Consider the following 26,899-nt stretch of genomic DNA (forward strand, 5'->3'; position numbering starts at 1 on the left):
AAAAGTACATCAAAAATGATTAGGAGTGCGCAATGGAACATCTGGCACTATACTGTGCGCCTATACAGGCATTACAATAATCCGCCGCAACAATTTACAACTGCGGTACGCACAGGGTGTGCCGGACAACCCTCTATTTTACGCTAGCGGCACAAAAATCTCCGATATGTCCGAACCCAAGCCCGATCTTCCTCCCGCAGCCAAGCCGGCCGCGAAGCCGAAAGCCGTCAAAAAAGTGGTCAGCACGGAAAGCCGGCTGGCCAAACTGGGCTTGCGCACGGATATGGACCTGGTGCTGCACCTGCCGATGCGCTACGAGGATGAAACCAAGGTCTACACGATACGCGACGCCTGCCTGCGCGGCGGCGAGTCGTGGCAAGTGGAAGGCGTCGTCACCAAGTGCGAAGTCAATTTCAAGCCGCGCAAGCAATTGCTGGTGACGATCGCCGACGAAACGGGCAATTTGCTGCTGCGCTTCATGAATTTCTACGGCAGCCAGGTCAAGCAGCTGGCCGAAGGCACGCGGGTACGCGCGCGCGCCGAACTCAAACACGGCTTCTTCGGCGCCGAGATGGTGCACCCGACGTATAAGGTGGTCAACGAGGGCGCGCCGCTGCCCACGGCCCTGACGCCCGTCTATCCGTCCGGCGAAGGCCTGTCGCAACACGTCTTGCGGCGCGAAATCGCCGACGCCATGCGCCGCATCGACTGGCAGGATACCTTGCCCGATCATCTGCTGCGCGACATGCAGCTATCGCCTTTCCGGGCCGCCGTGCACCTGCTGCACTATCCGCCGCAGGACATCGATGAAAGCGCGCTGATGGACCGCTCGCACCCGGCCTGGGTGCGCATGAAGTTCGATGAGCTGCTGGCGCAGCAGCTGTCGCTGAAACGCGCCCAGCGCGCGCGCCGCTCGAAAGGCGCCGCTTCCCTGCCCATCGTCGGCACGCTGTCGGATGCCTTTGGCGCCGCCCTGCCCTTCAAGCTGACGGGCGCGCAGGCGCGCGTGCTCGCTGAAATCCGCGCCGACCTGCGCCAGCCGTATCCGATGCAGCGCCTGCTGCAAGGGGACGTCGGCAGCGGCAAGACGGTGGTGGCGGCGTTGTCCGCCACGCAAGCCATCGACAGCGGTTACCAGGCGGCGCTGATGGCGCCCACGGAGATTCTGGCCGAACAGCACTTCCGCAAGATCGCCGCCTGGATGGAGCCGCTAGGCGTCAAGGTTGCCTGGCTGACGGGCAGCCTGAAGAAAAAGGAAAAGACGGCGGCACTGACCCTGATCGAATCGGGCGAAGCGCAGCTGGTGATCGGCACGCATGCGCTGATCCAGGATAACGTGCTGTTCGCCAAACTTGGCCTGGTCATCGTCGACGAGCAGCACCGCTTCGGCGTGGGCCAGCGCCTGACCCTGCGCAACAAGGGCGACAGCGCGGCCGTGCCGCACCAGTTGATGATGTCGGCCACGCCCATCCCGCGCACCCTGGCCATGACCTATTACGCCGACCTGGAAGTGTCGGTGATCGACGAACTGCCGCCGGGACGCAGTCCCATCGTCACGCGCGCCATCGACCAGAACCGGCGCGACGAAGTCATCGCCCGCGTGTATGCGGCCGCGCTGGAGGGCCGGCAGGTGTACTGGGTCTGCCCCCTGATCGAAGAATCGGAAGCACTGCAGCTGCAGACAGCCACCGACACCTGCATGATGCTGGCCGAAGCCTTGCCCGCGCTGCAGGTGGGCCTCGTGCACGGACGTTTGAAACCGGCGGAAAAGCAGGAGGTGATGGACGCCTTCATTGCCGGCCATATCCACGTGCTGGTGGCCACCACCGTCATCGAAGTGGGCGTCGACGTGCCGAATGCCTCGCTGATGGTGATCGAGCACGCCGAGCGTTTTGGCCTGTCGCAGCTGCACCAGCTGCGCGGCCGCGTGGGCCGCGGCACGGCCGCCAGCGTCTGCCTGCTGCTGTACCAAGGTCCATTGGGCGGCGTGGCGCGCCAGCGCTTGATGACCATGCGCGAAACGACGGACGGTTTTGAAATCGCCCGCCGCGACCTGGAAATCCGCGGCCCCGGCGAATTCCTTGGCGCGCGCCAGTCCGGCCAGGCCATGCTGCGTTTCGCCGACCTGGAAACGGATCAATGGCTGGTAGACCAGGCGCGCGACGTGGCGCACGACCTGCTGCATGCCACCACGGCGGCTGCCGCGACCACCGTGGAAGCACATTTGGCGCGCTGGCTGGGTGGGAAAGAGGAGTTCCTGAAGGTGTAAATCGGGTGTTGTCGGATTACGCGCTGCGCGCTAATCCGACCTACGCCTACGCACATACGCAAACGGTAGGTCGGATTAGGCCGCAGGCCGTAATCCGACAACATTGTTGGCTTCGTTCACTCCCGCCCAACACCGGCCACGTCCACACCATCCCCGCCCCAATCCGCGGCACACCATCCCAACGCCACGTACCGGTGAAAACTGGAATGCGGCCAATCCATGACCTTGCTCACAAGCCCATGCTTGACAGGGTTGTAATGGATGTAATCGACATGCTTGGCAAAGTCTCGCGCATCGCGCAAGACGTGTTCCCAATACCGCTGCTGCCAGACATTTTCAAGATCGCTGTGCTTGCTGAACCATGTCTTGATCAGCCTCCAGCGCGTCATGAAATCAGCATCACTATCTGGCAAGGTCCAGATGCAGTGCAGATGATCGGGCAGGATGACGATGGCGTCGATATCGAATGGCCGCTTATGGCGTACGGCGCGGAAAGCGTCCCGCAGAAAATCCACGGCAGTTGCCGAAGCAAAGACGGGCCGGCGGTGTGCCGTCACCACCGTGAAGAAAAAGCTGCCGCCTGGCTGGAATGCGCGTCGGTATCGCATAGTTTCATGGGTGTTGTCGGATTACGGCCTTGCGGCCTAATCCGACCTACGCACATATGCGGCGGCAGGTCGGGTAGGTCGGATTAGCGTAGCGTAATCCGACTTCCAGCATAATCCGGCTTTTCGCAAGCTACCTTGCGCCCGCGCAGCCTACATGCACATCCAGAAGCGGTTCGCCAGGTCGAGCATGAAGTCGGGCCGGAGATAGGCCAGGAAGACGATGGCCAGCAGCGCGGCGCCCAACAGGCGCCACAGCCATGTGCGCCAGCTGCCCATTATGCGGCCACCGCCGCGCGCTTGACGGCGCGCTCGTCGATGGGCAGGTTGATCAGCGCGGCCAGCAAGCCCAGGCCGATGGTGATCATCCACACGACGTGGTAACTGCCCTGGTGCTCGTACAGATAGCCTCCCAGCCACGCACCGAGGAAACTGCCCACCTGGTGCGAGAAGAACACCATCCCGGCCAGCATCGACAAGTGCTTCACGCCGAAGATCCCGGCGATGATGCCGTTCGTCAGCGGCACGGTCGACAGCCACAGCACGCCCATGCCGGCGGCGAACAGGTACACGGACCACGCAGACAATGGGGCCAGCAGGAAGACGGTGATGACCACGGCGCGCGTCACGTAGATGGCCGACAGCAGGTAGCGCTTGGCGATTTTCCCGCCGAATTTACCCGCGTAGTAGGAGCCGACGATGTTGAACAGGCCGATCAGCGCCAGCGCCGTGACGGCGATGTTCGGATTCATCAGGCCCTGATCCTTCAGGTAAGCCGGCAAGTGCACGCCGATGAAGACCAGCTGGAAACCACAGACAAAATACCCTGCCAGCAGCAGCCAGAACGAGCGGCTGGCGATGGCTTCGCTGAAGGCGGCGCCAACGCTTTGCTGCGGGCCGCTGGCGTGCGAGACGGGCGGCTCGCGCAGATAGAAGGCCATCGGGATCATCGCCAGCAGCACCAGCGCGGCCAGCACATAAAAGGCGTTTTGCCAGCCCACGGCGGAAATCAGTTGCTGCTCGACCGGCATCATGAGGAACTGGCCGAACGAGCCGGCCGCCGACGAAATGCCGAAGGCCCATGAGCGCTGCTCGGGCGGCGCGCTGCGGCCGATGATGCCGCTGATGGCGCCAAAGGCCGTGCAGGCCAGCGCCAGGCCGATGAAGATGCCCGAGCCGACGATGAACAGGGTCGGTTGCGTCACCAGCGCCATCCACACGAGGCCCGCCATGTAGCTGATGGCGCCGACGATGACGACGCGCATGGTGCCGAAACGGTCGGCCGCCATGCCGGCGAACGGGCCGAAGACGCCCCACATCAGGTTTTGCATGGCCAGCGCCAGCGAATACGTTTCGCGCGTCCAGCCATTGGCTTGCGAGATCGGCTGCATCCAGAAGCCCAGGCCGTGGCGCACGCCCATCGCCAGGGTCAGGACGACGCCGCTGGCGATGAGGACAGTTTTCAGGCTGGGACGGGATGAGTGCAATGTCATGGAGTTCCTGATGACGCCTGGTCGGCGCTGTAGACGAGGCCGATCTGGCCGCGCATGGTGTCAAGGTTGTGCATCAGCGCCACGCTGTCGGCGTGCGGCATGACAGGGCTTTCCAGCAGGCCGGCGCGGATGCAGCGCATCGCTTCGATGGCCTCGTGCGCGTAGCCATTGCCCAGGTGCGGCGCGGCGATGACGCGGCGTTCGCCATCCATCGTTTCGACGATCAGATGATCGGGCTTGTAAAAACGGTTGGGCAGGCGGATGCGGCCCAAGCTTCCGGAAATGGTCATTTCCGTTGGCGTTTGCGCGCGGAGGCTGCAGGCGCAGGACGAGGTGCCGCCGCCCGCGTGGCGCAGCGAAAACACCACCTGCTCATCGACGCCGGTGGCGCCCAGCTCGGCCAGTGCCTGCACCTGCGATACGGGGCCGAGGAAGAAGGCTGCCATCGACAGCGGGTAGATACCCACGTCGAGCAGTGCACCGCCGCCGAGTGCAGGATTGAACATACGGTGCTCGGGCGGGAAATTGGCGACAAAGCCGATGTCGGCCTGCACCTGCTGCAGCACGCCGATTTCGCCGCTGGCGATGATGCGCTGCGCTTCCTGCACGGCGGGCAGGAAACGGCTCCACATGGCTTCCATCAAGAACAGTTTTTTGTCGCGCGCCATGTTGACCACGGCCTGCGCTTCGCGCGCGTTCATGGTGAATGGCTTTTCGCACACGACGTGCTTGCCGGCGGCCAGGCACATCAGGGCATTTTCCGCATGCAGGGTGTGCGGCGTGGCGATGTAGATCACGTCCACACTCGCGTCGTCGGCCAGCGCCTGGTAGGAGCCGTGGCAGTGTGCGATGCCGAATTCGGCGCCAAACGCCTGTGCGCCAGCCTCGCTGCGCGAGGCGACCGCCACCAGTTGCGCACCGGGCGCATCGCGCAAGCCATTGGCCATCGCGCGGGCGATCTTTCCGGTGCCGAGGATGCCCCAGCGGACGGTATTTTCCATGCTATTGATCTCTTTCTGCGCCAGCCACCTTGCGCTTCGGGCGGAACACCGCCGCGTCATTGTAAAAGTCGTCGTCCTGGCCTTCGCACCAGCCGGGCAAACCGAGCACGGGCAGCGGCGTGAAGTCCGCCGTGGTGAGGCCTTGTTGCGCCAGGTCTTGCGCCACCCGCTCGTCGAGCCAGGCGCGCCGTGCCGCATCGTCGAGCGCAAAGTAGGCGTCGCCGGCGAAGATCACGCGCGTGTGCGCCGTGATGGCCTTGCGCGGCGCCACCAGTTTTTCCATCAGCGCGTGGCCGAACAGCCAGATATCGGCGTCGCCGCCCGCGCCAAACCTGTCGCGCTGCGCGATAAACGCGCTGCGCCAGTCGTGCCCGCGCAACGCCGCTTCCAGCATGCGCCCCGCATCGCTGTCGCGCAGCACCAGCAAGGCGGAATTCTCGTCAAAAATCGTCGCGCCATCGCGCGCGGGACCGCGCGATTTGCCGACGCCGGACAGGGCGATCTGCGCCGCCTGCAGCGCATTCAATTGCCGCTTGATGCGGGGGAAGGTGAGCCACACGAGCGCGTTGAAAAAATCGTGCAGATTGTCGCGCGTGGGCACGCCGCCCGTCGCGCCGATGAACTCCTCGTAGGCCACGCCTTCGGGCAGGTCCGCTTGCGGCACGAAGGCCAGCGGCAAGCCGGAGGGATTGCGCAAGTCCAGCGCCCGCGCCCGTCCGTTCAGCGCGGCGATCACCGTGTCGCGCTGCAGGTCCAGCTGCCGTCGCGCCGGCAGCACCGTGGCAAACCAGGGGCGGGTCCAGTCTATCGATGGCAGCATGGAGTGATTACACCATTTTCCAGTTGATCTGCTCGCCCGCATTGAGCGGAATCACGTGGCTGTCGCCCAGCGGCAGCGACGCCGGCAAGGTCCAGCTTTCGCGCTTCAGGGTAATGGTGTCCGTGTTGCGCGGCACGCCGTAGAAAGCCGGGCCGTGGAAGCTGGCAAACGCTTCCAGCTTGTCGAGCGCGCCGGCCCGCTCGAACGCTTCCGCATACATTTCCATTGCGTGCAGGGCCGTGTAGCAGCCGGCGCAGCCGCAGGCCATTTCCTTGGCGCCTTGCGCGTGCGGCGCCGAATCGGTGCCGAGGAAGAAGCGCTCGTCGCCGCTGGCGGCGGCCGTCATCAGGGCCAGGCGGTGCTCTTCGCGCTTGAGGATAGGCAGACAGTAGTAATGGGGACGGATGCCGCCCTTGAAAATCTCGTTGCGGTTGTACAGCAGATGGTGCGCCGTGATGGTGGCGGCGATCGGGCCTTCCGCTTCGGCCACGTACTGCGCCGCATCCTTGGTGGTGATGTGCTCGAACACGACGGACAGGGCCGGGAAGGCGCTGCGCAGCGGACGCATCACGCGCTCGATGAAGACGGCTTCGCGGTCGAAAATGTCGATTTCCGGGTCCGTCACTTCGCCATGCACGAGGAAGGGCATGCCCACTTCCTGCATCACTTCGAGCACCTTGTAGCAATTCTTCAAATCCGTCACGCCCAGGTCTGAATTCGTCGTGGCGCCAGCCGGATACAATTTGACGGCCTGCACGATGCCGCTATCTTGCGCGCGGCGGATTTCGTCGGGCGAGGTGTTGTTCGTCAGGTACAGCACCATCAGCGGATCGAAGTTCACGCCCTCCGGCACGGCGGCCAGGATGCGCTCGCGGTAGGCGCTAGCATCGGCCGTGGTGGTGACGGGCGGTTTCAGGTTCGGCATGACGATGGCGCGGCCGAACTGGCGCGCGCTGTGCGGCAGCACGCTGGCCATGACGGCGCCGTCGCGCAGGTGCAAATGCCAGTCGTCAGGACGGGTGATGGTGATGGAGGATGGAACGGCGGCTGGGGTGTGATCGAGTGTGGACATGGCGGCTGCTCTCAGGCGGTCATTGCGGATAGCGCCATTTTACCAGCCGCGGGGCGGCTTCGCAGTCAATGGACGCCTGCGCCTGCTGCCTGCCTGACAACAAAACGGCCGGTATCACCCGGCCGCTTGCGACATCAGAACGAAGAACTTCAGGACTTGGCCGGCGCCGTCTCCTGTTTGGCCACCCAGGCGCGAATATCGGCCAGCATCCGGTCCAGCGCGGCGCGGTCGTACACGTGGCCGCGGCTGACCACCAGGCGGATCTGGCGCGTGGCGCCGATGTCCTGCAGCGGGTTCGCGTCGAGCACCAGCAGGTCGGCCGCCTTGCCGGCCGCCACGCTGCCGTAGCGATTCAGCTTGCCCAGGAAGCGGGGTCCGTTGATGACGGCCGATTGCAAGGCTTGCTGCGGCGTCAGTCCATACTGCACGTACAGGCCGATTTCATCGTGCAGGGCCTGGCCAGGATAGTCGAAGGAATTCAAGAATCCCGCATCGGTGCCGGCGATGATGCTCATGCCCTGCTGCTGCAAAATCGGCAGCAGCTTGGCCGATTGCTCGAACTGCGCATGGCGCTGGGCGATAGCTTCCGGGCCATCCTTGGCGGCGCGCTGCACGCGCCAGTCGTAGGTGGCGCGCAAGCCCTTGCCGATGTATTGCAGGGCCGGATCGTGCGTGTGGTCTTCGCGGTCCAGGTAGGCCGTCACGCGCGAACCCCACAGGGTCGGCACGATGGCCGTGCCGCGCGCAGCCAGGTAGCTGAAGGCCTTGCGCGCCGTCGGCTCGTCGTAGCTTTGCAAGCTCTCGCGCATGGCTTCCTTGCCCGTCATCGCGCCGGCGGCCACCTTGGCCGTCAGCTCCTGCTCGCGCGGCGTGGTGGCGCGCAGCAAATACGATTGATGTTCGATCGTGCCCAGGCCCGCATCGGCCATCTGCCCCAATGTCAGCTGCACGGGGATATGGCCCGAAGTGCGCATGCCCCGTTCACGCGCCTGGCGCAGCGCTTCCAGGTACAGCTCCGGTTTCAGGGTATTTTCCGTGATCTTCACGAAGTCCACTTGCTGCGCCTGCAGGCCGTCCAACGCGCGCGTGACTTCCTGCGGCGTGCCCACTTCGATGGTGCCCTTCCACAGCGGCTTGATGCCTTCCAGTTTCGCGCCAGAGGTAAAAATCGTCGGGCCTTGCAGCTGGCCCGCATTGATCTGCCGGCGCCACGCCAGCACCGTGTCGGGCAAGTCGCCCGAGCAATCGCGCACCGTGGTGATGCCATGCGCCAGGTACAAAGGCAGCAGCTGCTTGTTCTCGTCGATCAGCTCGGGGCCGCCGCCAAAATGCACGTGCGTGTCCCACAGGCCCGGCATCAGGTATTTGCCGGGCAGGCGGATGGTCTGCTTCGGCGCGTAGCTGCGCAGCTGCGCGTCATCGACGACGGCGACGATGCTGTCGCCCTTGAGCAGCACGGTCTTGCCGCTGATGGTGCTACCGGCGGCAACGTCGATCAGGGTGGCGTCGCGCAGGGCGATGTCGACGGCGATCCTGTCTGCCGCGTGGGCATGGGCAAGCAGACCCAGCGCCAGCATGGCGCCGGCTATTTGTTTCATGTCAGGCATTCGTACTCAACTTCAAAGTGATGGAAAATTAGTGGATGATCTTGGCGAGGAAATCGCGCGCGCGGTCCGAGCGCGTCGTGTTGAAGAAGTCATCCTTGCTGCAATCCTCGATGATCTTGCCCTGGTCCATGAAGACGATGCGGTTGGCGACTCTTTTTGCAAAGCCCATTTCATGGGTGACGACCATCATCGTCATGCCTTCCTGCGCCAGCCCCACCATCACGTCGAGCACTTCGTTGATCATCTCCGGGTCGAGCGCCGAAGTCGGCTCGTCGAACAGCATGGCGATGGGGTCCATCGACAGCGCGCGGGCGATCGCCACGCGCTGCTGCTGGCCACCGGACAACTGGCCGGGGAACTTGTCCTGCTGCGACAGCAGGCCCACGCGGTCCAGGTATTGCAAGCCTTTGGCATTGGCTTCGTCGGCGCTGCGGCCCAGCACCTTGATCTGGCCGATGGTGAGGTTTTCGCGGATCGACAAATGCGGGAACAGCTCGAAATTCTGGAACACCATGCCGATGCGCGCGCGCAGTTTCGACAAATTCGTTTTCGGATTGTTGACGGTGATGCCATCGACGATGATCTGCCCCTGCTGGATCGGTTCGAGGCCATTGACCGTCTTGATCAGGGTCGACTTGCCGGAGCCGGACGGGCCGCAAATGACCATCACGTCGCCCTTGGTGACGTTGGTGGTGCAGTCGGTCAGTACCTGGAACTGGCCATACCATTTGCTGACGTTATTGAGTTCAATCATCTTGTTCTTTCTTTTTCGGTTAGCGAATGATGGCGACGCGTTTCTGCAGGCGTTTTACCAGGAACGACAAGGCATAGCACAGCACGAAGTACACGACGGCGACAAACACATACATCTCCACCAGGCGGCCGTCGCGCTGGGCGATCTTCGAGGCGGCGCCGACGAAATCGGGGATCGACAGCACGTACACGAGCGACACGTCCTGGAACAGCACGATGGTTTGCGTCAGCAGCACGGGAATCATGTTGCGGAAGGCTTGCGGCAGCACGATGAAGGCCATGGTCTGCGAGTAGTTCATGCCCAGTGCCTGGCCGGCCCATACCTGGCCGCGCGGGATCGACTGTATGCCGCTGCGCATGATCTCGCAATAATAGGCCGCCTCGAACATGATGAAGGTGATCAGCGCGGAGGAAAACGCGCCCACTTTCACGGGCTCATTCGCGCCGATGACCCAGGCGGCGATGTACGGCACCAGGAAATAGAACCAGAAAATCACCAGCACCAGCGGGATCGAGCGTATCAGGTTGACGTAAGTCGACGCCACGCCCGAAATGAGGCGACTGCCGGACAGGCGCATCAGCGCCAGCAGGGTGCCCAGCACGATGCCGCCCACCATGGACAGCGCCGTCAGTTTCAGGGTAAACACCATGCCGGTCTGGAACAGGTAGACCCACGAGCGGGAGATGACATCGAAGTCGAAGTTACCGAACATATCAATGTCCTCCCGTCTTGGCGCCGGCGACGATGAAGCCCGGGATGGCGACCTTTTTTTCGATCAGGTGCATCAGCACCACCACCAGCAGGTTGACGACGACGTAGATGATGGTGGCGGCTGAAAACGCTTCGAATACCTGGAACGAGAATTCCTGAATGGCGCGCGCGCTGGCCGTCAGTTCGATCAGGCCGATGGTCAGTGCCACGGAACTGTTCTTGATGATGTTCAAAAATTCGCTGGTCAACGGTGGCATGATGACGCGCGCGGCCATCGGCAGCAAAATGAAGCGGTAGGTTTGCGGCAGGGTCAGGCCCAGCGCCGTGCCGGCCAGTTTCTGCCCGCGCGGCAGCGCCTCGATGCCCGTTGTTACCTGCACGGCCACGCGCGAGGAAGTAAAGAATCCCAGGCACAGCACGGCCGTGACGAACGGCGCATTTGGCAGCGACTTGACCCAGGCGCCCAGGTCGGGCGGCAGCAGTTCCGGCATGACGAAATACCAGAGGAACATCTGCACCAGCAGCGGCACGTTGCGGAACAATTCGACGTAGGCATTGGCCACGCCCACCAGCCATTTGTTCGGCAGGGTGCGGACGGTGCCGATCACCAGGCCCAGGATCAGGGCCATGATCCAGGCCGTACCGGCCGTGGCCAGGGTCCAGATCAGGCCGGACCACAGGGTGTCCATATACGTGCCCACGCCATCGGGAGAAATCTCCCAGAAAATGCGCCAATTCCAGTTGTAATTCATGATCATCCTTCGCATGCAGCCCGAGGACAGCGGCCAGCCGGCCGTCCGTCCCGCAAATAAATCGGGAGGCTTGCGCCCCCCGATTTGTTACGCACTCTTGTTACTTTTTCCGTTTGTCCGAAGTCTTCTGCGCTTCGGGCACGGCCGCATAGGCGGCCGGGTCACCGGAGTCGGTCGGATTGGTAAACACGGCCTTCAATTGCGGCGGCATGGGGAATTTCAGGTTGATGTTTTTCGGCGGGATGGGCGAGGTAAACCATTTCGCGTAAATGCGGTTGATGTCGTCGCTCTTGTACAGGCGAATCAGCGCATCGTCGACCACTTTCTTGAAGGCCGGATCGCCCTTGCGCAGCATGATGCCGTACGGCTCGACCGACAGCGCTTCCTTGGTGATTTCGTAGTCGTTCGGGTTTTTCGAATTGGCCACTTGCGACGCCAGCAGGATATCGTCGTTGGCCTCTGCCACCGCGCGGCCCGTTTCCAGCATCAGGAACGATTCAGGATGGTCCTTGCCGACGGCAATCGTCATGCCCAGGTTTTTTTCCTTGTTCAGGATGGTCATCTGCTTGATGGTCGACGTGCCGGCCGTGGCGACCAGGGTCTTGCCGCGCAAGTCTTCCAGGGTCTTGATGTTTGAGGATTTTTTCGACAGCACGCGGTTGCCGATGACGAACATGGTAGGGGCGAATGCCACCTGCTGCTGGCGCTCCAGATTGTTCGTCGTCGAACCGCATTCGAGGTCGATGGTGCCGTTGGCCATCAGCGGGATGCGGTTGGCCGACGTCACGGGGCTCATCACCACTTTCAGTTCGCTCAAGCCCAGGTGCTTTTGCAGGGCCGTGACGACTTTCATGCACAGGTCGATCGAATAACCCTGGTATTGCTGTTTGTCATCGAGATAGGAGAAGGGAACGGAGCCGTCGCGCACACCGAGGGTGACAGAACCGGCTTTCTTGATCTTGGCCAAGGTGCCGGTCAATTCCTGAGCCTGGACTGGCGACATGCTGCTGATGACACCGACGCTGAGCAGCGTGGCGATGATTTTGGTCAATTTCATAAATTCTCCTGGGCGGACAAACCGGATGGACTCCGAACGAAACAACTGTGGTGCAGACGCCACCAATGGAATTAATTTTATTTCATTTTCAGCGCCGGACTAGCCGTTTTCTGCGATTGCCCTCAAATAGGCGCTATACGCGCGCCTGAATCAGCGCGGCTGTAGCATTTTTCCTACTGATTTCCCCTTCCCGATTTATTTTGCCGGCGCCAGCCCCGCCAACTCCTCTTCTTGCGCCTCATCGTCCATATTCGCCTGCTGGCGTTGCCACATCTGCGCATACAAGCCATTCGCGGCCAGCAATTGCGGATGCGTGCCCCGCTCGACGATGCGGCCATGGTCGAGCACCAGAATCTGCTGGGCGTCGGCCACCGTCGACAAACGGTGCGCAATCACCAGGGTGGTACGGTTCCTGGCGATGTCCTTCAGCTGCGCCTGGATGGCCTGCTCGGCCTTCGAATCAAGCGCCGAGGTGGCTTCATCGAAGATCAAAATAGCCGGGTCTTTCAGCAAGGTGCGGGCAATCGCCACGCGCTGCTTTTCACCGCCCGACAGTTTCAAGCCCCGCTCGCCCACCATGGAGTTATAGCCATCTGGCAAGCTTTCAATAAAATCATGGATCGATGCCGCTTTGGCGGCCGCCACGATGGCATCCTTGCTGGCGCCCGGCTTGCCGTAGGCGATGTTGTATTCGATGGTGTCGTTGAACAGCACCGTGTCCTGCGGCACGATGCCGATGGCCGCGCGCAGGGAATCCTGCGTGATGCCGCGCAAGTCCTGGCCATCGATGGTGATGCCGCCGCCATCTACTTCATAGAAGCGGAACAGCAAGCGCGACAGGGTCGACTTGCCAGAGCCGCTATGCCCCACCACGGCCGTGGTGGTACCGGCGGGGATCTGGAAATCCACGTCGAACAGGATTTGCCGCTTGGCTTCGTAGCTGAAATCCACATGGTCAAAACGCACGGCTGCGCCCCGCGTGACGAGCGGCTTGGCTTCCGGCGTGTCGGCGATTTCACGGTTTTCATTCAGCAAGGAAAACAGGCGTTCCATGTCGGCCAGGCTTTGCTTGATTTCGCGGTAGATGACCCCTAAAAAATTGAGGGGAATATACAGCTGGATCATGAAGGCATTCACCAGCACCAGGTCACCCAGGGTCATCGTGCCGGCGATCACGCCGACCGTGGCGCGCCATAAAATCAAGGTGACGGCCGTGGCGATGATCAAGGACTGGCCCGTATTGAGCAGGGACAGGGAAGTCTGCGATTTCACGGCCGCCGATTCATAGCGCTGCAAGCCTTCGTCGTAGCGCTTCGCTTCGTAATCCTCGTTGCCGAAGTATTTCACGGTTTCATAGTTGATCAACGAATCGATGGCCTTGGTATTGGCTTTTGAATCGAGGTCGTTCATGGTGCGGCGGAAATGCGTGCGCCAGTTCGTCACCAGTACGGTAAACGCGATATAGGACACCAGCGCCACGGCCGTGATGACGGTGAACCAGATGTCGTAATGCAAGACCAGATAGCCGAGCACGAGGGTGATTTCCACCAGGGTCGGCAAGATGTTGAACAAGGTATAGGAAATGAGCGAGCCGACGCTGCGCGTGCCCCGTTCGATGTCGCGCGTCATGCCGCCCGTCTGGCGGTTCAAGTGAAAGCGCAGGGACAGCGCATGCAGGTGGCGGAATACTTGCAGCGCGATGGTGCGCACGGCCCGTTGCGTGACCCGCGCAAACAGGAATTCTCGCAATTCCGTAAACAGGGTGGTCGACAGGCGCAGCAAGCCATATGCCACCAGCAAGCCGACGGGCAGCACCAGCAGCGCCTGCGGATGGGCCGCCGTAATCGTCATGGCGTCGACGAGTTTTTTCAGGATCAGGGGCACGCCCACGTTGGCCAGCTTGGCGCCCACCAGACATAGCAGCGCCAGCAGCACCCGCCATTTGTAGACCCACAGATACGGCAACAAGGTCTTGATGGTGGCGAAATCGCTGTGGCTGGCGGAAGCTGGCGAGCGGGGAGGAGGGGGAGTCTGGGAACGGCGCATGGCGAAGGTCGGCTTTTTATGGTTCAATCGGGGCAATTGTAGCCTTTCATGAGAATAAAAGATGAGCACCTCCCCCGACCGCCCCGACAACTGCCTCGCCTCCGGCCTGCCCGCCGGAAAAATGCCGGAATTGCGCATGATGCCCGCGCCGTCCGACGCCAATGTGTACGGCGACGTGTTCGGCGGCTGGATCATGGCGCAGGTCGATATCGCCGGTTCCCTGCCGGCCACGCGGCGCGCCAACGGCCGCGTCGCCACCATTGCCGTCAATTCCTTCGTCTTCAAAAACCCCGTCTTCGTCGGCGATCTGCTCTCCTTCTACGCCGACATCGTCAAGGTTGGCAATACCTCGATCACCGTCAATGTCGAGGTGTATGCCGAGCGCAACCGCCTGCAGGCATGCATCGTGAAAGTCACGGAAGCAACCCTGATCTACGTGGCGACGGACTCCGACCGCAAGCCGCGCAAGGTGCCGCCCATCGAGACCTTGCTGTCGCCTTGATTGTCGCTGTTACATTAATCCCACGTTTTATTTTCAGACCGCATGGATAGCCAGCGCCGCATCTTTCTGCAGAGCGCCGCGCGCATCGGTGCGCTGGCCGCCGCTGGCAGCGTGCTGTCCGGTTCCAGCGCGGGCGCCGCCACGCGCCTGAATGGCGCCGGCTACCCGTTTGCGCTCGGTGTCGCTTCCGGTTCGCCCTTGCCGGACGCCGTCGTGCTGTGGACACGCATCTGCTACGACCCGCTGCACGCGGCCGCCACGCCCGCCATCGCCCTGAACGTGCGCTGGGAAGTGGCTGACGATGAAGGTTTTCGCCGCATCGCCGCCAAGGGCCAGGCCACGGCCACACCCGCCCTCGCGCATAGCGTGCACGTCGACGTGGGCGGTTTGACACCCGGGCGCTGGTATTGGTACCGCTTCATGCTGGGCGACGCCGTCAGCCCCGTGGGCCGCACGCGCACGGCACCCGCCGCCGATACCCTGCCCGCCTCGCTGAAACTGGCCGTCGCCTCGTGCCAGCACTGGGAATTCGGCGCGTATGCGGCGCACCGGCACATCGCCGCGGCCGCGCCCGACCTGGTGGCCTTCCTCGGCGATTACATCTATGAATGGGGTCCGTACCAGTTGCAGCATCCGAGCCGGGCCGTGCGCACGCATGAAAGTTTCAGCCTGGACGACTACCGCGCCCGCTACGCGCAATACAAGAGCGACCGCGATTTGCAGGGCGCGCACCTGGCCGCGCCATGGATCGTCACCTGGGACGACCATGAAGTGGCCAACGATTACGGCAATGACCGCGACGAGTTGCTCACGCCCACCTTTTTGCAGCGCCGCGCGGCCGCCTACCAGGCGTTTTATGAACATATGCCGCTACGGCTGCTGCCGCTGGGACGGCGGGGCTTCGTCGACATGCGCATCTACCAGCGCTATGACTGGGGCAGGCTGGCGCGCTTTCACGTGCTGGATGACCGGCAATACCGCGCCTATCACGCGTGCGCCAGGCCGGGTCGCGGCGGCTCCAATTCCGTTACCACGCGCAACTGTCCCGACCTGCTGAAACCGCAGCGCACCATGCTGGGCGAGGAACAGCAGCGCTGGCTGCAAGCCGGGCTCGATGATTCTCCCGCGCGCTGGAATATCCTGGCCCAGCAAACCCTGATGGCGCAATCGAGCCAGGTGCCCATCCTGCGGCCCGGCGACGAACGCATCTGGACCGATGGCTGGGATGGCTATCCGCTGGCGCGCCAGCACCTGCTCGACGCCTTGCGCAGCAGCAAGGCCAGCAACCCGCTGGTGCTGTCGGGCGACGTGCACACTTTTTATGCCACGGAACTGAGCCGCAATGCCATGCGGCCCACCGGCAAGGCCAATCCCGTCCTGGCCACGGAGTTTTGCGGCACCTCCATCACCTCGAGTTCCCGCCCGCAGGCGCGGACGCAGCAGTACGTGGCGATGAACCCGCACATCCGTTACGGACGCAGTGACAAGCGCGGCTATATGTTGATGGAAATCACGCCGGAGAAAACCACGACCCTGTTCCAGGGCCTGGAGAACGTGCGCGACAGCACCTCTGCCATCGCGACACTGGCCAGCTTTGTCGTGCGCGACGGCAAGGCTGGCTTGCAAAGCTGAAGCCTAGGCAACCTTCTTTTCATCGCGCAATTGACGGCGCAAGATCTTGCCGACATTGGTCTTCGGTAACTCATCGCGGAACTCGATGTATTTCGGTTTCTTGTAGGCCGTCAATTCATGCTTGCAATGCTCGCGGATCTGTTCCACCGTCAGGTTTGGATCCTTGCGCACGACAAACACTTTCACGGCTTCGCCCGCGTTGGCATCCGGCACGCCGATGCATGCGCACTCGAGCACGCCCGGGCACGAAGCGACCACGTCTTCCACCTCGTTCGGATACACATTGAAGCCGGACACAATGATCATGTCTTTCTTGCGGTCCACGATCTTCACATAGCCACGCTCATCCATGACACCCACGTCGCCCGTCTTGAAGAAACCGTCGGCCGTCATCGACTTGGCCGTCTCGTCCGGACGCTGCCAGTAGCCCGCCATCACTTGCGGGCCGCGCACGGCGATCTCGCCCGGCTCGCCCAGCGGCACTTCCACGCCATCATCGTTCAGGATCGCCACTTCCGTCGAAGGGAAAGGCAAGCCGATGGTGCCCGTAAATTCCGTGATATCGACGCGGTTGCCCGTCACCACGGGTGAAGTTTCCGACATGCCATAACCTTCGATCAGCGGGCAGCCCGTCAGCTTCAGCCAGCGCTCGGCCACGTTGCGCTGCAAGGCCATGCCGCCGCCATTGCACACTTTATAGCTGGAGAAATCGAGCTTGGCGAAGTCGGCATTATTCAGCAGCGCGTTGTACAAGGTATTGACGGCCGGGAAGACGACGATCTTGTGCTTGGACAATTCCTTGACGAAACCGGGGATGTCGCGCGGGTTGGGAATCAATACGTTCAAGCCGCCCACGCGCATGCCCATGAGGGCGCTGACCGTCAGCGAATAGATGTGATACAGGGGCAAGGCGCACATGAATCCCATCGAGGTGGCGCGCATTTCCTTGGTCATCACGGGAGAAATCCACGCCTCGTTTTGCAGCACGTTGGCGATCACGTTACGGTGCAACAACATCGCGCCTTTCGACACGCCCGTCGTGCCGCCCGTGTATTGCAGGAAGACGATATCGTCATGCCCCTGCTGCACCGGCGTCAGGCTCAGGCGTGCGCCTTCGGCCAGCATCTTGTTGAAGCTGATGGCGCCCGGCAAGGAAAACGCGGGCACCATTTTCTTGATCTTGCGCACGACGAAGTTGACAATCGTGCCTTTGAGTCCACCGAGCATGTCGCCCATGGTGGCGACGATCACATGCTTGACCTGGGTATGCGGCAGCACCTGCTCGACCGTGGTGGCGAAGTTTTCCAGCACGATGATCGCTTCGCTGCCCGAATCGACCAGCTGATGCTGCAATTCACGGGGCGTATACAGCGGATTGACATTGACCACCGTATAGCCGGCGCGCAGGATCGCCGCCATCGCCACCGGATACTGCAGCACGTTCGGCAGCATGATCGCCACGCGCGCGCCCGTCTTCAGGCCCTTGCTTTGCAGCCAGGCTCCCATCTGCAGCGACAGCTTGTCGAGCTCGCGATAGGTAAGGAATTTATCCATGCACACGAAGGCGTTGCGGTCCGCATATTTCTGGAACGACTCTTCCAGCAAATGCGTGACGGAACGGTATTGCGTGCAATCAATCTCTGCGGGAACGCTGTCCGGGTACGACTTCAACCAAATCTTGTCCATCTCGCCTCATCTTTATCTGTAAAAGGGATGCGCCTCCTGGCGCATCCCACACTGTTTATGTTGCTATCTTCGTTTCGTCACGCAGGGCGCGACGCAAAATCTTGCCGACGTTGGTCTTCGGCAGCTCATCGCGGAACTCGATGTATTTCGGCCGCTTGTAGCCTGTGAATTGTTCCTTGCAATACGCGGCCAGCACTGCCTGGGTCAGGTTCGGATCCTTACGCACGACAAATACTTTCACGGCCTCGCCCGAGTGTTCGTCCGGCACACCCACGCAGGCGCACTCGAGTACGCCCGGATGGGCCGCGATGACGGCTTCCACTTCATTCGGATACACATTGAAGCCGGAGACGAGGATCATGTCTTTCTTGCGGTCGACGATCTTCACGTAGCCGCGCTCATCCATGATGCCCACGTCACCGGATTTAAAGTATCCATCGGGCGTCATGACCTTGGCCGTTTCATCGGGACGGTTCCAGTAGCCGCTCATCACTTGCGGGCCGCGGATGGCGATTTCGCCCGTCTGCCCCAGCGGCACTTCCTTGCCGTCATCGTCGAGGATGGCGATATCGGTCGACGGAATCGGCAAGCCGATGGTGCCGGAGAATGCCGTGCTGTCGGCGCGGTTGCAGGTAGCGACAGGCGACGTTTCCGACAGGCCATAGCCTTCGATGATGGACACGCCCGTCACTTGCAGCCACTTGTCGTTGACGGCTTGCTGCACTGCCATGCCGCCGCCATTGGCGATCTTCAAGCCCGAGAAATCAAGCTTGGCGAAATCGGGGTGGTTCACCAGCGCGTTATACAGCGTATTGACCGCTGGCAGCAGGTTGAATTTGTACTTGCCCAGCTCCTTGATCAGGCCCGGGATATCGCGCGGATTCGGGATCAGGATATTCAGCGCGCCCACGCGCGTGCCCCACATGGCGCACGCCGTCAGGGCAAAGATATGGTACAGCGGCAAGGCGCAGACGATGATCAGCTGCTCCTTGCTGTTCTGGTCGAGCGCCGCGCCCGACCACGCTTCGCTCTGCAGCACGTTGGCGATCACATTGCGGTGGCTCAAGGTCGCGCCTTTCGACACGCCCGTCGTGCCGCCTGTGTATTGCAGAAAGGCAGCGTCATTGATGCTCAGCTCGACAGGCGTGAGTTTCATGCGGCTGCCCAGCGCCAGCGCCTGCTTGAAACGCATGGCGTTCGGCAAGGAGTACGCGGGCACCATCTTCTTGACGTTGCGCACGACAAAATTGACGATCATGCCCTTCAAGCCGCCCAGCATTTCGCCCATGCTGGCGACGACGATGTGCTTGACGGCCGTCTTGCCCAGCACTTGCTCTAGCGTATGGGCAAAGTTTTCCAGCACGATGATGGCTTCGCTGCCCGAATCGTTGAGCTGATGCTCGAGTTCGCGCGGCGTATATAGCGGATTGACGTTGACCACCGTGTAGCCGGCGCGCAGGACGGCGGCAATGGCCACCGGATACTGCAGCACGTTTGGCATCATCAGAGCGACACGCGCGCCCTTCTTCAGGCCACGGCTTTGCAGCCAGGCACCCAGTTGGCGCGAATAGGTGTCGAGTTCGGCATAGGTGAGAAATTTGTCCATGCAGACATAGGCATTGCGATCCGCATATTTTTGAAACGCTTCTTCCAGCAAATGTACCAGCGAACGATATTGATCAGGATTGATGTCGGCAGGTACGCCGGGAGGGTACGACTTCAGCCAAATTTTGTCCATCCTGTGCCTCTTGTCTCGAATAATCGTGGGGGAGCCGGCGCACCCTGCCGGCGCGGATCATTGCTGCGGATTCTGTCGTCCGGCAGTCAGTTTGAGCATTCTGACGAGCAATTGCTCTATGCTACTAATGCGATGCTATCGGGCGCCGGGCTTCCATGCAAGCGCTTTCAACAGTATTCGAGCGGCAACTCTAGGGGTATTTTATGCTGCAATGCAACATGCCAAATACACTGTTGCAGGATCGTTTGCCCTGACGTGCGAGACAATCTTTACGGGTCAGGGGCTGGACAATTGTTCCAGCGCCTGCCTGCGCTCAGGCTTCTTGATCTGGGCCATTGTGTGCACTGCAGCATAAAAAGCACGAAAGTTCTTTTTTTCTTCCAGCAATTTTTTGAAGGCAGGCAAAAATTCATTGTAGGTAGACACGGATGCCAGGTGCGCATTGCTCAATGGCTGCTCGAACCAGCGGTCGTAACCGGCAAAACCACCCCAGTTTGTCTTCACGACCTGATACGCGTCTTGCAACGCCGCAAACACCTGCGCCTTGCGCGCCCGCTTGTCCGCATCGCTGGCGTCGCTTGCATACACCGACTCCAGTTCACCCCGGTATTTCAGCAGCAGGGCGAGGAAATCCTGGCGCCGCGCCGCGTACTGGGCGTACGCCGCACGCATGGCGTCGTTGCCCTCGCGCGCCAGCCAGCGCTGCACGCCCGCCTCTTCCACGGCACTGGCAAACGACTCGTTGAAGGCCGAATCACCGGGCACGTATACCACCTGGTGCGCCAGTTCATGGAAGATCAGGCGCGCCAGCTCCGCATCGTTGTAATTGATAAAGGTCGACAGCAGGGGATCGTCGAACCAGCCCAGGGTGGAATAGGCAGGCACGCCGCCCACCTGCACGTCGTAATGCTGGGCCCGCAGTTCGTCGGCATACGCGAGCGCCTCCTCCTTGCTGTAATAGCCGCGGTAATTGACGCAGCCGGCAATGGGAAAACACCATTGCAGCGGCTGCAGCGACAGTTCCGGCGTGGCCACCACGTTCCACAGCACGAACGGGCGCCGCAGGGAGGCGTAATTCTTGTAGCTGCCATTGTCGGGCAAGTCCAGCTCGCTGACGGCAAAGCGGCGAATTTGCTGCGCCTTGGCCAGACGCACTTTCAGGCGCGGCTCGGTGGCCGGGTCGTCGAGCCAGTCGCCGATGGGCCGCGCGCCCGACCACAAGGCATATTGCCCCTGCGCCGCTTGCGTGTAGTAGCGCAGCTGCGTGCAGCCGCCCAGCAGCAGGCACACCGTGCCGACAAGCAAGCGGGCCGGCCAGCGCGCCATGGTCAGGCAGCCTTTTCCACTTCGACCAGCGTATCGTAGAAGGTCGGCGCGCGGCCCATGTCCGTCAAGCGCTGGCTGGTCACTTCATTGGCGTTCTTGCCGTCGCTGGCGAGTTTCTTCCACCACACGGACAAGCCCACGACCAGGCCCCGCCTCGCCTTGTCCGTCACCCTGGCCTTGGCAATAAAACTGCCGCGGTCATTGAAGATGCGCACCATGTCGCCGGCCGCGATGCCGCGTGCGGCGCAATCGTCAGGGTGGATATCGAGGTGCGGCTCGCCTTCGGCCGCGCGCAGGCTTTTGACGTTGACGAACGTGGAATTGAGGAAATTGCGTGCCGGCGGGGAAATCATGGCCAGTGGATAACGGGCCGCCAGTGCAGGATTGCTGGCTTGCGATTCGTGCGGTGCGATATACGCCGGCAAGGGATCGAGTCCCGCCTGCGCCATGGCGCTGGAATAGAACTCGCACTTGCCCGATGGCGTGGGGAAACCGCCCTCGGCAAATGGCGCCTCGGTCATGGCCAGCTTTTGCCAGCCCGTGCGTTTCAGCGATTCCCAGTCGAAATGCACGGCGCGCGCATCCGTCGCATCGAACGCCTTGGCCGCCAGCGCATCGTCGCTTTCCTGGAAGCACGGGTCATCAAAGCCCATGTGCTGTGCCAGCAAGCGGAAGATTTCCGTATTCGCTTTCGCTTCGCCCAGCGGCGCGACGGCCGCATTGTTCGCCATCATGTACAGGTGGCCGTAGGTGGAATGCGCATCGACGTGTTCCAGCTGCGTGGTGGCAGGCAGCACGATGTCGGCGTAATCGACGGTATCGGTCTGGAAGTGTTCGAGCACGACCGTAAACAAATCCTCGCGGGCAAATCCCTGCGCCACTTTCGAGGAATCGGGCGCCACCGCCAGCGGGTTCGAGTTGTAGACGATCACGGCTTCCACTTGCGGACCGAACTCGGCGGAACTTGCTTTCAATAAATCGTCGCCGATGGTGCTCATGTTGATGGTGCGCGGCGTGCCTTTCAATAAATCCGGGCGCTGCAGGGCCTTGCGGTTGACGGGGAAGGAACCCGAGCTCGACAGCTGCATGCCGCCGGCCGGATGGCGCCAGGCGCCCGTCAGCGCGGGCAGGCAGGCGATATTGCGCACCGCCATGCCGCCGCCATGCACGCGCTGCACGCCGTAGTTGGCACGGATGGCGGCGCCCTCGCCAGAGCGGCATGCCTGGCCGTACAGGCGCGCCAGTTCCAGCACTTCAGTGGCCGTGATGCCGCACACCTCGGCTACGCGCTCGGGCGGCCATTCCAGGGCCCGCTGTTTCAGTTCAGCATAGCCGATCGTGTACTGCGCGATATAGTCATGGTCGATCAGGTCTTCGGTGATCAGCACATGCATCAAGCCCAGCGCCAGGGCCGCATCGGTCCCCGGCAGCAAGGCGATATGCTGGTGGCACTTTTCGGCTGTCAGCGAACGGTAGGGGTCGATTGCGATCAAGGTGGCGCCATTGCGCTTGGCCTCTTGCGCACGCATCCAGAAGTGCAAATTCGAGGCGATCGGGTTGCCGCCCCAGATAATGATCAATTTCGCGTTCTGGAACTGCTCCATGTCCGTGCCGATGCTGGCGCCCACCGTGTAGCGGTAACCGGTGGCACCGGCCGAGGCGCAGATGGTGCGGTCCAGCAGGGAAGCGCCGAGCTGGTTGAAGAAGCGCGACGACATCGATTCGCCCTGCACCAGGCCCATGGTGCCACAGTAGCTGTACGGCAAGATCGCCTGCGGATCGCGCGCGGCGATCGGTTTCAAGCGCGCCGCGATGATCTGCAATGCCTCTTCCCAGCTGATGCGCTCGAACTTGCCTTCCCCCTTCTTGCCCACGCGGCGCAGCGGATGCAGCAGCCGGTCCGCATGGTAGGTGCGCTCCGTGAAGCGCGACACCTTCGTGCACAGCACGCCAGCCGTGGTCGGATGGTCGGGATCGCCCTTGACGGCGGTGGCCACCCCATCGGTCACGGTGACCAGCAAGGCGCAGGTATCGGGGCAATCGAGCGGGCAGGCGGCGCGCACTTGGGTGGTGGTCATGGGGCAATCCGGAAACGTTGGGGGAAGGCGATACTGTAAACCATTCCGCGCGCTTGCTGTTGGCGCCGTGGCAAGCACGTCCGTGCGCTGGATTTACCCGGCAAACAAGGGCTACAATGCACTATTAGCCGCGCCTGTTTTTGATCAAACAAGCGCGGTCCGGCGCGCCATACATTGCTGCGTGCCAGCATCCACAGGAGAGTCCCATGAAACTAGTTGATCCGATCTTGGCGTTTCAATCCGAGCTGCAAGGTATCCGCCGCGACCTGCACGCGCATCCCGAGCTGTGCTACGAAGAACAGCGCACCTCGGACGTGGTCGCCGCCAGACTGACGGAATGGGGCATTCCCGTGGTACGCGGCCTGGGCCGCACTGGCGTGGTCGGTATCATCAAAAATGGTACTTCGACACGCGCCATCGGCTTGCGCGCCGATATGGATGCCTTGCCGATGCAGGAAATGAATACCTTCGAGCATGCTTCACGCCATCCGGGCAAGATGCACGCCTGCGGCCACGACGGCCACACGGCCATGCTGCTGGGTGCCGCCCATTACCTGGCGCAACACCGCCATTTCGACGGCACCGTGTATCTGGTCTTCCAGCCGGCGGAAGAAGGCGGCGCCGGCGCGCGCGAAATGATCGAAGACGGCTTGTTTACCCGCTTTCCCATGGATGCCATCTACGGCATGCACAACTGGCCGGGCGCCGAAACGGGTACCCTGAGCGTGGTAGAGGGGCCAATGATGGCGTCAAGCAATGAATTCCACGTCACCGTCAAAGGCAAGGGCGCCCATGCGGCCCAGCCCCACAAGGGTATCGACCCCGTCATGGTGGCCGTGCAAATCGCGCAAAGCTGGCAAACCGTCATCACGCGCAACAAGAGCCCGCTCGACACGGCCGTGCTGTCGATCACGCAAATCCATGCGGGCAGCGCCACCAATGTGATTCCCGATGACGCCAGCCTGGTCGGCACCGTGCGCACCTTCACCACGCCCGTGCTGGACTTGATCGAAGAGCGCATGCGCGAAATCGCCGTGCACACGGCCGCCGCCTTTGGCGCGGAGGTCGACTTTCACTTCAAGCGCAACTATCCGCCGCTGGTCAACCACGCGAAAGAAACGGCGTTTGCCGTCGAAGTCATGCAAAGCGTGGTGGGCGCGGACAAGGTCAACGCGAATGTCGAGCCGACCATGGGCGCGGAAGATTTTGCTTTCTTCCTGCAAGAAAAGGCCGGTTGCTATATCTTCATCGGCAATGGCGATGGCGAGCACCGCGATGGTGGCCATGGCCTGGGTCCGTGCGTCTTGCACAATGGCAGCTACGACTTCAACGACAAGCTGCTGCCCATCGGTGCCAGTTTCTGGGTCAAGCTGGCCGAAGCGAGCCTGCCCGTCGCTTGATATATCCCAGCTTATCCGGACCGGTGCCCAGGCGCCGCCCCGGATTCAACGCTTCCAGGGCCAGCAAGGCTGCCGCATGGTCCGCCGTCGGGTAGGTGGCGGCGATGCTTTCATAACGCTGCGTCACCAGTTGCGTTACCGGCAAGGTGACGTGTGCAGCCTCGGCCGCCGCGAGGATATTGTGCATATCCTTGACCTGGCTCTTCACTTGGCCGCCAGCAACAAAATTGCGCTCCAGCATGCGCTGGCCATGCACCTCTAAAATCTTGCTTTCGGCAAAACCGCCACGGATCGCCGCCCGTACGGCGCTCGCATCGGCGCCGGCCGCCTGTGCCAGCAACAGCGCCTCGGCCACAATATTCAGGGTGGCGCCGACGATCAGCTGATTGCACAACTTGGCGACCTGGCCACTGCCGGCCGGTCCCACCAGCGTCGGGCGCCCCATGGCCGTCAAGATATGCTCCACGCGCGCGTAATCGCCGGCGCTGGCGCCAGCCATGATGGCCAGGTTGCCTGCCTGGGCCCCACCGACGCCGCCCGACACGGGCGCATCGATGAAGGCATGGTCTGCCGCGTGCAAGATGGCATGAAATTGCTGGGCTTCTGATTGCTTGGTGGAACTCATGTCTATCCATAGCGCCCCAGTTGCCAGGGCCGGCAACGCGTCCTGCAGCACCTGCGCCACGATGGGACCGGCTTCCAGCATCGAGATGACCACGTCCGCGCCATTGACCGCTTCAGCCACGGAAACAACGGGCTGCGCGCCTGCCGCACGCAGGACTTGGGCCTTGCTGTGCGTGCGATTCCAAATTGTGACAGAATATCCAGCGTGCAGCAGGCGCCGGACCATCGGATCCCCCATCAGACCGATACCGAGAAATGCGATTTTTGTAGAGAATGTCAATTGAACCCCTGAGATCAACAAGTGGCGAAAGCGGCAGGCAAAGCAAGCTTGCGTCTGCGCAAACAAGACAACAGCCTATCGGCCAATTTTACGATGAAAGCCTCTATGTTCTTCAAGAAGAATCTCCTCAAATCCATCGCCGCCGTGACCGCGCTGATGGCGGCCAATGCCGGCTTTGCCGCCGACGGCAAACTGATCGACTCCGTCTACGGCGAATATGCCAAGGGCGTGAAGGTACAAATGGTACGCGCCGGCGTGACCTCGAACTGGGATAAGGCCTGGTTCGTATCGAATGGCACGCAGCTGAGCGGTTACTGGGATGCCAGCATTGGCGGCTGGGATGCCAAGAGCTATCAGAATGTCCCTGGCCAGCATCAAAAACTGTGGGACCTGGGCTTTACCCCCGTTTTCCGTTTTGAAAATACGAATAAGCTGGGTTTTTATGCGGAAGCCGGCATCGGCGTGCACATGCTGTCGAAACTGTACAACAACGATGATGACCGCCTGTCGACCCACTTCCAGTTCGGCGACCATATTGGCGTCGGCTATGTCTTCAATAACAAATGGGAAGTCGCTGCGAAGATCCAGCATTTCTCGAACGGCGGCTACAAGAAACCAAATAGCGGCGTCAATTACCTGAACGTCAAAGTCGCTTACCATTTTTAATGGTTGTAATACATGACAAAGGCAGCGCGTAGCGCTGCCTTTTTTTACGCCTGCTGAACCGAACCACCGGGGTCAGACCCTCCACACCGCCAACGCCAGATTCGACGCCAACGCGCGAGGGGGTCTGACCCCAGCCTTTGCTGTTGGGTTGCCTCGTCAATGTCCAGACGAAAAAAAACCCCACCATTGCTGGCGGGGTTTTTCTCTTACTGCGAAAAACAAGCCTGACGATAACCTACTTTCACACTGGTTGCAGCACTATCATCGGCGCAAAGTTGTTTCACGGTCCTGTTCGGGATGGGAAGGGGTGGGACCAACTTGCTATGGTCATCAGGCATAACTTGTACTGGCGTTTGTCTCCTGTAGGACGACAAAGCCTGAATCTGGAAGAAGCAAAGATTGGGGTAATGACTGGTAGTATCAACACACACGCAACGTTGTACCGTCTTATCCTCTGTACCTGCTAAGGTTATAGGGACAAGCCGTACGGGCAATTAGTACTGGTTAGCTTAATGCATTACTGCACTTCCACACCCAGCCTATCAACGTCCTGGTCTCGAACGACCCTTCAAAGAGCTCAAGGCTCTGGGAAATCTCATCTCAAGGCAAGTTTCCCGCTTAGATGCTTTCAGCGGTTATCTCTTCCGAACTTAGCTACCCGGCAATGCCACTGGCGTGACAACCGGTACACCAGAGGTTCGTCCACTCCGGTCCTCTCGTACTAGGAGCAGCCCCCTTCAAATTTCCAACGCCCACGGCAGATAGGGACCAAACTGTCTC

22 protein-coding genes and 2 rRNA genes are annotated in these 26,899 nt (G+C 61.5%); 5 read left to right on the top strand and 19 right to left on the bottom strand.

Features of this window, described 5'->3' with window-relative positions:
- The first annotated feature begins 166 nt into the window (after nt 1-166).
- Nucleotides 167-2,269, top strand: coding sequence for an ATP-dependent DNA helicase RecG (recG, locus tag JAB1_RS22690; protein ID WP_070281825.1), 2,103 nt, complete (start codon nt 167-169; stop codon nt 2,267-2,269).
- Between the two features lie 116 nt (nt 2,270-2,385).
- Here recG and JAB1_RS22695 read toward each other — a convergent pair whose 3' ends face one another.
- From JAB1_RS22695 to JAB1_RS22745, 12 genes are all read right to left on the bottom strand, one after another.
- Nucleotides 2,386-2,877 carry a transposase gene (locus JAB1_RS22695; protein WP_070281826.1) on the bottom strand — a complete coding sequence of 164 codons (492 nt, stop codon included), beginning with the start codon at nt 2,875-2,877 and terminating at the stop codon, nt 2,386-2,388.
- 150 nt (nt 2,878-3,027) lie between these two features.
- Entirely contained in the window at nt 3,028-3,153 is a 126-nt protein-coding gene (locus JAB1_RS30570; protein ID WP_257217404.1) for a hypothetical protein, read from the bottom strand.
- Nucleotides 3,153-4,367, bottom strand: a complete 1,215-nt coding sequence (locus JAB1_RS22700) for an MFS transporter (RefSeq protein ID WP_083299856.1) — start codon at nt 4,365-4,367, stop codon at nt 3,153-3,155. The genes JAB1_RS30570 and JAB1_RS22700 overlap by 1 nt, the downstream gene beginning before the upstream one ends.
- A complete protein-coding gene (locus JAB1_RS22705) occupies nt 4,364-5,368 on the bottom strand; it encodes a Gfo/Idh/MocA family oxidoreductase (protein WP_070281827.1) in 1,005 nt (334 codons plus the stop codon). Before JAB1_RS22705 ends, JAB1_RS22700 begins: the two co-directional genes overlap by 4 nt.
- 1 nt (nt 5,369) lies before the next feature.
- Nucleotides 5,370-6,188 carry a DUF3025 domain-containing protein gene (locus JAB1_RS22710; protein ID WP_070281828.1) on the bottom strand — a complete coding sequence of 273 codons (819 nt, stop codon included), beginning with the start codon at nt 6,186-6,188 and terminating at the stop codon, nt 5,370-5,372.
- A gap of 7 nt (nt 6,189-6,195) precedes the next feature.
- On the bottom strand, nt 6,196-7,260 hold the full coding sequence (pyrC, locus tag JAB1_RS22715; RefSeq protein ID WP_034778959.1) for a dihydroorotase: 1,065 nt from the start codon (nt 7,258-7,260) through the stop codon (nt 6,196-6,198).
- Nucleotides 7,261-7,409: 149 nt separating this feature from the next.
- Nucleotides 7,410-8,858, bottom strand: coding sequence for an amidohydrolase family protein (locus JAB1_RS22720; RefSeq protein WP_231958623.1), 1,449 nt, complete (start codon nt 8,856-8,858; stop codon nt 7,410-7,412).
- 37 nt (nt 8,859-8,895) lie between these two features.
- Entirely contained in the window at nt 8,896-9,621 is a 726-nt protein-coding gene (locus JAB1_RS22725) for an amino acid ABC transporter ATP-binding protein (protein ID WP_070254805.1), read from the bottom strand.
- Between the two features lie 19 nt (nt 9,622-9,640).
- On the bottom strand, nt 9,641-10,333 hold the full coding sequence (locus JAB1_RS22730) for an ABC transporter permease subunit (protein WP_034778970.1): 693 nt from the start codon (nt 10,331-10,333) through the stop codon (nt 9,641-9,643).
- A gap of 1 nt (nt 10,334) precedes the next feature.
- On the bottom strand, nt 10,335-11,084 hold the full coding sequence (locus JAB1_RS22735) for an amino acid ABC transporter permease (RefSeq protein ID WP_034779060.1): 750 nt from the start codon (nt 11,082-11,084) through the stop codon (nt 10,335-10,337).
- Between the two features lie 100 nt (nt 11,085-11,184).
- On the bottom strand, nt 11,185-12,141 hold the full coding sequence (locus JAB1_RS22740) for an amino acid ABC transporter substrate-binding protein (protein WP_034778971.1): 957 nt from the start codon (nt 12,139-12,141) through the stop codon (nt 11,185-11,187).
- Nucleotides 12,142-12,336: 195 nt separating this feature from the next.
- A complete protein-coding gene (locus tag JAB1_RS22745; RefSeq protein WP_070254899.1) occupies nt 12,337-14,187 on the bottom strand; it encodes an ABC transporter ATP-binding protein/permease in 1,851 nt (616 codons plus the stop codon).
- 61 nt (nt 14,188-14,248) lie between these two features.
- Between JAB1_RS22745 and JAB1_RS22750 the strand changes: the two genes are divergently transcribed.
- On the top strand, nt 14,249-14,689 hold the full coding sequence (locus tag JAB1_RS22750; protein ID WP_052139932.1) for an acyl-CoA thioesterase: 441 nt from the start codon (nt 14,249-14,251) through the stop codon (nt 14,687-14,689).
- A gap of 42 nt (nt 14,690-14,731) precedes the next feature.
- The gene (locus JAB1_RS22755) at nt 14,732-16,321 is read left to right on the top strand and encodes an alkaline phosphatase D family protein (protein ID WP_070281829.1); all 1,590 of its coding nucleotides are present in this window, start codon (nt 14,732-14,734) and stop codon (nt 16,319-16,321) included.
- 3 nt (nt 16,322-16,324) lie between these two features.
- Here JAB1_RS22755 and JAB1_RS22760 read toward each other — a convergent pair whose 3' ends face one another.
- The 4 genes from JAB1_RS22760 to JAB1_RS22775 form a co-directional block, all read right to left on the bottom strand.
- Entirely contained in the window at nt 16,325-18,007 is a 1,683-nt protein-coding gene (locus JAB1_RS22760; protein ID WP_070254812.1) for a long-chain-fatty-acid--CoA ligase, read from the bottom strand.
- A 55-nt stretch (nt 18,008-18,062) separates the two neighbouring features.
- Nucleotides 18,063-19,745: a long-chain fatty acid--CoA ligase gene (locus JAB1_RS22765; protein ID WP_070254814.1), complete on the bottom strand. Its 1,683-nt coding sequence runs from the start codon at nt 19,743-19,745 to the stop codon at nt 18,063-18,065.
- Between the two features lie 276 nt (nt 19,746-20,021).
- Nucleotides 20,022-21,071 (bottom strand): aminopeptidase, encoded by a 1,050-nt coding sequence (locus tag JAB1_RS22770; RefSeq protein WP_070281830.1) that lies wholly within the window; start codon nt 21,069-21,071, stop codon nt 20,022-20,024.
- A 2-nt stretch (nt 21,072-21,073) separates the two neighbouring features.
- The gene (locus tag JAB1_RS22775; protein ID WP_070281831.1) at nt 21,074-23,149 is read right to left on the bottom strand and encodes a molybdopterin oxidoreductase family protein; all 2,076 of its coding nucleotides are present in this window, start codon (nt 23,147-23,149) and stop codon (nt 21,074-21,076) included.
- A gap of 206 nt (nt 23,150-23,355) precedes the next feature.
- Between JAB1_RS22775 and JAB1_RS22780 the strand changes: the two genes are divergently transcribed.
- Complete coding sequence (locus JAB1_RS22780) at nt 23,356-24,549, top strand: M20 aminoacylase family protein (protein WP_070281832.1); 1,194 nt, start codon at nt 23,356-23,358, stop codon at nt 24,547-24,549.
- On the opposite strand, the gene JAB1_RS22785 is transcribed toward JAB1_RS22780, so the two are convergent.
- Nucleotides 24,515-25,435, bottom strand: a complete 921-nt coding sequence (locus JAB1_RS22785; protein ID WP_275527774.1) for an NAD(P)-dependent oxidoreductase — start codon at nt 25,433-25,435, stop codon at nt 24,515-24,517. The two genes, JAB1_RS22780 and JAB1_RS22785, sit on opposite strands and share 35 nt — an antisense overlap.
- A gap of 111 nt (nt 25,436-25,546) precedes the next feature.
- Between JAB1_RS22785 and JAB1_RS22790 the strand changes: the two genes are divergently transcribed.
- Nucleotides 25,547-26,119 (top strand): acyloxyacyl hydrolase, encoded by a 573-nt coding sequence (locus tag JAB1_RS22790; protein WP_225317447.1) that lies wholly within the window; start codon nt 25,547-25,549, stop codon nt 26,117-26,119.
- Between the two features lie 222 nt (nt 26,120-26,341).
- Here JAB1_RS22790 and rrf read toward each other — a convergent pair.
- Nucleotides 26,342-26,454, bottom strand: a 5S ribosomal RNA gene (gene rrf / locus JAB1_RS22795).
- Between the two features lie 138 nt (nt 26,455-26,592).
- Nucleotides 26,593-26,899: ribosomal RNA gene (locus JAB1_RS22800) — 23S ribosomal RNA — on the bottom strand; the annotation flags it as partial.

It is taken from the genome of Janthinobacterium sp. MP5059B (assembly GCF_001758645.1).
Classification (GTDB): domain Bacteria; phylum Pseudomonadota; class Gammaproteobacteria; order Burkholderiales; family Burkholderiaceae_D; genus Janthinobacterium; species Janthinobacterium lividum.